The organism is Herbaspirillum sp. B65, from assembly GCF_000333555.1.
Lineage (GTDB): Bacteria > Pseudomonadota > Gammaproteobacteria > Burkholderiales > Burkholderiaceae_D > Herbaspirillum > Herbaspirillum rubrisubalbicans.
On the sequence record NZ_BADI01000398.1, the window covers coordinates 1 to 6591 of the forward strand.

The following is a 6591-nucleotide window of genomic DNA, read 5'->3' on the forward strand; positions in this document are numbered from 1 at the left end:
CCGGTGGAGGCAGCGGCGGCGGCAGCAGCAGTTCCAGTGGCAGCGCGGTGTCGGCCACAAATTCCCAGAACACCGGGGTCGCCTCGAAGCTGTCGGTCTACAGCGGCATTGAGAATGCCATCAAGGTCATGCTCTCACCCTATGGCAAGGTACTCGCATCGCCTGCCACAGGCGCCATCACGGTGGTTGATACGCCAGATTCCCTGGACAAGATCGCCGCCTACATCGATGGCGAGAACAAGGCCCTGTCACGGCAGATCGCCATCAATGTCACGGTACTTTCGGTGAGTCTGTCGCATTCCGACGAATACGGCATCAACTGGGGTGCGGTCTACAACAGCCTGAACCGGAACTTCGGCATCAGCAACAGCTTCACGCCAGCCTCGCCGGGTTCAGGCAATTTCACGGCAGGTATCGTCGGTTCGTCGAAGTTCTCCGGGACCACGGCGGTGATCGATGCCTTGTCTGAACAAGGCAAGGTGCGCCGCCAGACTACCGCTTCGGTGGTGACCCTGAACAACCAGCCGGTGCCGGTGCAGGTGGCGCGCCAGACCAGTTACCTGCAATCCTCGCAGACTTCGATCGTGGCCCAGGTCGGTACCACGACCACCCTGATCCCAGGGGTGGTGACGGCAGGCTTCAATATGAGCATCCTGCCGCACGTGCTGACCAATGGCACGGTGATGCTGCAGTTCTCTACCGACATCTCCACCCTGCGCGGCATCCGGCAGATCGAGAGCAATGGCAGCCGTATTGAATCCCCGGAGCTCGATACCCGTAATTTCCTGCAGCGCGTGGCAATGAAGTCCAACGAGACACTCATCATCAGCGGCTTTGAACAGACCGATGACAACCTCGATTACAAAGGGGTAGGGACGCCCAGGAATTTCCTGCTCGGTGGTGGCGTCAATGGCCAAAACAACAAGGAGATCATCGTCGTGCTCATTACGCCGGTGGCCATGGCTGCGATCTGAGGAATAGGAAACCGAGCCATGGCGAGCTATGTTACCCAGATAGAAAAGCACAGGTTCGTCTGTGGGCTTTTCTGGCAATCCCTGTCGCGTCCGCGCGAACTGAAGAAGGAGGCCATTGATCTCGGCCGCAAGATCGATTCCGATCTGCTGGTTATCCGCATGGACCATTCCACCGCCCAGGCTGGTTTTGCGCATAGTCGGGAGGGTGGGCGTTGCGGCATGTTCTCGCTGGCGGCGATCGTCTCCAAGACGCTGGCCATCGAGGGTGCCTTCTACGACGGCGAGCAGCAGGCGGTCCACAACTGGCTGGGGGCGTTCATGCTTCCGGACGGGAAATGGCTGTACCTTGCGGTGCGCGATGCCAACTTCCTGCCCAACGGCGACTTCGTGGGTGAGAAGGAAGAAGTACTCGACCGGCTGCACTCCGACTATGCGCTGGGTGGATGGAATGTGGTCATCGGCGAGCCGGAACTGGCCGATATGGGCTTCCACAATTTCAACGCCCGCACCATCGCCACCCTGATTCCGCGCAAGAAGGATGGCAGCATCCGCGTGCACAAGTGGTGGCGTCTGTATCAGATCGATGGTCTGCCATCCTGGTTGCCCACCGCGCTGGGCGTCGCCGCGGTCCTGTTGGTGGCCGCGGGCGGATGGCTAGCCTGGCGTTATTACCAGCAAAAGCAGGTCGAACGCGAAAGTGAACTGGCCATCGCGCGAGCACGCGAGCAGATACAGCGCGAGGCGTCGGCCGCCGCGCATCCGTGGTCGCATATACCACTGCCCGTGTTGATGGTGAAGACCTGTATGGACCGGTTCGATCATCTGACCGCCGGTGGTTGGCAGCTGGATAGCTATCTCTGCACGCCGGAACGTCAGAGTTACAGCTGGCTGCGCGGCGACTCGACGATTGCGCTGCTGCGAGCCCAGGTGCCGGAAGCAATGATCGATGCCAGCGGCGACAAGGCCAGCTATGTCCGCGCGCTGACGATGGCCAGCGGTGACAACGACGTATTGGGCGAGGCGCAGCCGACCCTGGAAGGATTGATGTCACGCTTCCAAGCCATTGGTCTACTCATGAAGCTGAGCGCGGTACCTCCGCTGAAGCTACAGGCACAGCAACAGCAGTGGCAACCCGGATGGCGCTCTTTTCTGTTTTCCATCAATGCACATGGCATGGCGCCCGCCGACATTGCCAACATGCTCAGCCGCCCGGGCGTCCGGGTAGAAAAACTTGTTTATCACGGGGCCGAGTGGTCCCTGGAGGGAACGATCTATGCAAAATAAATTCGCGCTGATCTGGGTCGCGGCCACGGCCTTGCATGTTGTGTCGGCTTCGGCTGAAAACATTTCCGAGAGCTTCACACGGATCGAGGCCGAAACCCTGGTGCTGAAGGCCCGCGAACGACAGCTGGAAATCCAGTCAACATCGTCACGCGACAAAACAAGATCGCCGTCAAGCAGAACATGACCACGGCCATCACCCAGCCCGTTGTGGTGGGCGATCNGGTAATCGTGNNCATGAAAGGCGTGGGCACCAAGATCTTCGCCACCCTGCAGCTCAGCGATGGCAGTGTGGTCGATGTTCAGCAGGGTGACACCTTGTCCAATGGCATGAAGGTGGTCTCGGTGACGCCACGCGAGGTCGTGGTGATGTCCAAGTCAAATCAGCGCATCCGTTTGGGAACCTATGTACAACAGAACGTGGGCTTCAATAGCGGTTTCACGGGTACGGCACTGGGCCTGCCCGCTGTGCCAACACGGAGTGCCGCCCGATGATCCAACATGCCGAACGGCAGGAGGGAAAAGCGGTGGGTAAGGGGCAGGCCACACTTGGACTCGACGATCTGCAAGCCCTGTGTGGACTGGGCATCCTCAGCAATTCCGGCAGCCTGGAGGCCAGGCCGGAAGAAAAAAAGCTGCTTTGCCTGCTGGGCGACGGCCGCCTGCTGGTGGTCGCCGGACAGGCATTTAATCCTCATGTGCTGTCCTATCGCGGGCGCCTGGAACGCATGGGTCACCCCTTCAGGGAGGTCCAGGCCAGCATCGAGCTGATCCGGCGCATCAACAGCAACGGATTGCCGATCCAGGCCGAGCGCAATCAGGAACATTCGATGATGCAGGTCACGGCCAAGGAGATGCTCAACAAGGCCTGCAGGGTGCGTGCCTCGGACATTCACTTGCGGGTGCGGAAGAATTGCACGGAGATCTATTTCCGCATTCACAACGATCTGTTGCCAGTGGGAGGACAGACCCGTGAATACGGCGAGCGGCTGTTGGCCACCTTGTATGGTGCCATGACCTCGGTCTCGGACAGTTCCTACAAACCGACCGAACGCCAGGACGCCAGCATCGCCGATCGCGACAAGTTGCCACCGGAACTGTATGGCGTGCGCATCGCCACCGTGCCGACCAATGAGGGCAGCCTGATGGTACTGCGGCTGCTGTACAACGACGTGGGCGAGAACCTGGACCTGGGCTCGCTGGGGTTTTCCGCCCAGCAGGTGAGCGATCTGCAACGTCTCAAGGAGCAGCCCATCGGCATGAACATCATCAGCGGGCCCACTGGTTCGGGCAAGTCGACCACGCTGCAGCGCGTGCTCAATGGGCAGATCCTTGAAGGCGAAGGGAAACTGCACGTATTGACCATCGAGGATCCGGTCGAATATCCGATCGAGGGCGCGGTCCAGACCACGGTAACCAATGCGCATACCGAAGAGGAACGCTCGCGCCTGTTCTCGGCTGCCATCTCCAATGCCATGCGGCTCGATCCAGACACCATCATGATCGGCGAGATCCGTGATCGGGCCTCGGCGCAGAATGCCTTGCGCGCCTCGATGACGGGCCACCAGATCTGGACCACTCTGCATGCCAACAGTGCGCTGGCCATCGTTGACCGTCTCATCGACCTTGGCTTGCAGCAGAGCCTGGTCCTAGATCACACCGTCATTACCGGCCTGATCAGCCAGCGCCTGGTCAAGCAACTGTGCCCCCATTGCAAGAGGCCGCTGCTAGCGCATCTGGATCAGGTGCCGGCGGCCTTGCTGGCGCGCTTGCGTCAGGTGATTCCTGACCGCCTGCAAGATGTCTGCATCTCTGGCCCGGGCTGCGAGTTCTGCTCGCATCGCGGCACCATCGGACGCACCGTCGTGGCGGAGGTCATCGTGCCCGACGAGAGCTTCTTCCGCCATTTGCGGATGGGAGAAAAATGTCAGGCCTGGCGCTACTGGAAGGAATCCCTGGGTGGCCGGAGCATCGTCGATCACGCCCTCGACAAGGTGGTGGCCGGCTTGATTGATCCGGCCATGGCGGAAAAGGTGGTCGGTCACTTCCAGGGGCCCGTGGCGGCCTCCGTGCATCACCTACATGTGGTGGAGGCCGATGGTGCTGCGTGATCTCAATCGCTGGTGGGCTCGGACCCAATTCACGGCCACGGTCAGGTTAAGCCTGTATCGCAAGATCGCCAAGATGCTATCCCACGGTCTACCCTTGCTGAAGATCCTGGAGGAGTTGCGCGACCGCGCCTCCGAAGATGGCAAGAAGCCCTACGAGCCACTGGCCATCGTACTGGACGACTGCCGACGCATGGTACAGAACGGTCGCCTGCTGGCCGAGGGCCTGGACTGGTGGGTGCCGCGCTCGGAGCAGATGATCATCATGGCCGGAGAACAGTCCNGGCAGCTGGAGCATACGCTCATGGCCGTGGTGGGTGTGGTCCCAGGCAGCAAGAAGCTCCAGGGCGTGATCCTTGGCGGGCTGGCCTATCCGCTCTCAGTTCTGGCGTTGGTGATCGTCTACATCTACCTGTTCGGGACCCGGGTCATTCCCGAGTTCACCCGCATGATCGATCCTTCCGGCTGGCATGGTGCGGCCAGGTCGCTGTACCTGATGTCGGTGTGGGTTCAGCACTGGATGGCCTACGCCGTGCTTGGCTTGCTGGTACTGCTGGTAGTCCTGATGCTGTCGATGAGCCGCTGGACCGGTTCGCTGCGCATCGTGGCGGACCGGCTGCCGCCTTATTCGATCTACCGTTTGATGGTCGGATGCGGATTCCTCACGGCGTTTTCTGCCTTGCAGTCAGCCGGGGTGACGGTAGAAAAGTCCCTGCTGCGGCTTTCGGCGATGGCGCAACCCTGGCTGCGCGAACGCCTGGACGGCGCCTTGCTGGGGGTGCGCTCGGGGCTTAACTGCGGCGAGGCGCTGCGCAATGCAGGGTATCAGTTCCCGTCCAAGGAAGTTATTGATGATCTGTGCGTCTATGCGGAATACAAAGGATTCGCCGAAGCGCTCAAGCTTCTGGCAGATGAATGGATGGAGCAGGGCGTGGAGGCCATCTCGCTGAGGATGAAGGTATTGAACGGTTTTTCCATCATTACCCTGGCCTTGGTGATTGGCTGGCTCGTGACCGGGTTTTTCGGCATCCAGCAGGAAATTGCAGCACTAACGCGAAGTGTCCATTGAACAACCAGACAAGGAAAGCATGATGAAAGGCAAACACATCCATAGTAGAAAAGACCATCTGGCCATCCGTTCGGATAGCCTACTGGCGCGGCAGCAAGGGGCGTCGCTGCTGGAAGGCATTGCATACCTTGGCATTGCGGCCATCGTAGTACTGGGCGCGGTCTCGTTGCTGACCGGTGCCTTCGGCAGTGCCAAGGCCAACCAGATGACCGAAGAGGTAGTCGCCATTCGGACCGCCGTCAGAAAGCTCTATATCGGCCAAAGCTACCCGACTTCCTCGCTGGTGCCCAGCCTGCTGCTGGCCAACGCGATTCCCAACACCCTGGCACGACCAACCAACAGCACCCTGAGCAACAGCTGGGGCGGGGCAGTGACGATTGTTGGAACCACGACGGGCTTTACCATCACCTACAACGCAGTACCACAGGATGTCTGCGTGAGCATGATCAGCGGTGCCAGCGGCTGGACCCAGATCGACCAGGGCGGCAACAATCCGATCACCAGCTTCCCGGCGACGGTGAGCAACGCCAATTCGCTGTGCTCGGTCAATTCGGCCGCTGGCAATGCAGTGACCTTTACGGCGTCCTGAAAGCCGCTGCTGAACATACCTTCATCGAAGCGAATGGTACGACCGCCGGGTTGATGCATGAACGCAGCACGACCCGGTGGCAACGATGTCGACCAAGGAAAGGAACGAGCGATGTGGGGCCTCATCGTGGCACTGGTAATGATCGCGGCTGGTGGGTTTTACTCCAGCACCAGCAGCCAGGCACTGGCCGTGGTTCAGTCCAATTCTGGCCGGGAGGTGGCAGCAGAGATGGCGCTGTACCGGCAGGCTGTCATCGACTATTTCAGCGCCCACGACTTGCGTGGAACCAGCGTGTCCATCGAAGCTCTCAAGAGCGCCAAAGCCTTACCGAGCTGGTCGGTGCTCTATCAGCAAAGTGATCGTCTGATCTGGGACAACTACCGAGACCAGGACGGGATCATCTATATCTACGCCACCGCGCTGCCCTCGACAAACATTACTGCCGATCTCAACCAGCTCTCCGGCAATTCCCTGCTGGTCGGCGTCTATCGACACGGCAAGAGCACACTGCAATCAGGCATCTTCGGCGATACCGGAATTCCGGTCGCGGCACTGGCAGGCAGAGGCATT

8 protein-coding genes are annotated in these 6591 nt (G+C 60.1%); all 8 read left to right on the forward strand.

Annotation, left to right across the window (positions count from 1 at the left end; genetic code table 11):
• The coding region (pilN, locus tag I5W_RS09655) for a PilN family type IVB pilus formation outer membrane protein (RefSeq protein ID WP_044529056.1) at nt 1–974 on the forward strand (974 nt) is incomplete at its 5' end.
• A gap of 18 nt (nt 975–992) precedes the next feature.
• The gene (gene pilO2 / locus I5W_RS09660; protein WP_044529057.1) at nt 993–2258 is read left to right on the forward strand and encodes a type 4b pilus protein PilO2; all 1266 of its coding nucleotides are present in this window, start codon (nt 993–995) and stop codon (nt 2256–2258) included.
• The gene (locus tag I5W_RS33280; protein ID WP_252716971.1) at nt 2248–2442 is read left to right on the forward strand and encodes a hypothetical protein; all 195 of its coding nucleotides are present in this window, start codon (nt 2248–2250) and stop codon (nt 2440–2442) included. Before pilO2 ends, I5W_RS33280 begins: the two co-directional genes overlap by 11 nt.
• A complete protein-coding gene (gene pilP / locus I5W_RS33285; protein ID WP_252716972.1) occupies nt 2439–2750 on the forward strand; it encodes a type IV pilus biogenesis protein PilP in 312 nt (103 codons plus the stop codon). Before I5W_RS33280 ends, pilP begins: the two co-directional genes overlap by 4 nt.
• A complete protein-coding gene (locus I5W_RS09670) occupies nt 2747–4366 on the forward strand; it encodes a GspE/PulE family protein (RefSeq protein ID WP_017453251.1) in 1620 nt (539 codons plus the stop codon). The genes pilP and I5W_RS09670 overlap by 4 nt, the downstream gene beginning before the upstream one ends.
• The gene (locus I5W_RS09675; RefSeq protein ID WP_199901724.1) at nt 4356–5432 is read left to right on the forward strand and encodes a type II secretion system F family protein; all 1077 of its coding nucleotides are present in this window, start codon (nt 4356–4358) and stop codon (nt 5430–5432) included. The genes I5W_RS09670 and I5W_RS09675 overlap by 11 nt, the downstream gene beginning before the upstream one ends.
• Nucleotides 5433–5451: 19 nt before the next feature.
• Nucleotides 5452–6021, forward strand: coding sequence for a type 4 pilus major pilin (locus tag I5W_RS09680; protein ID WP_237741925.1), 570 nt, complete (start codon nt 5452–5454; stop codon nt 6019–6021).
• Between the two features lie 111 nt (nt 6022–6132).
• The coding region (gene pilM / locus I5W_RS09685) for a type IV pilus biogenesis protein PilM (RefSeq protein WP_044529059.1) at nt 6133–6591 on the forward strand (459 nt) is incomplete at its 3' end.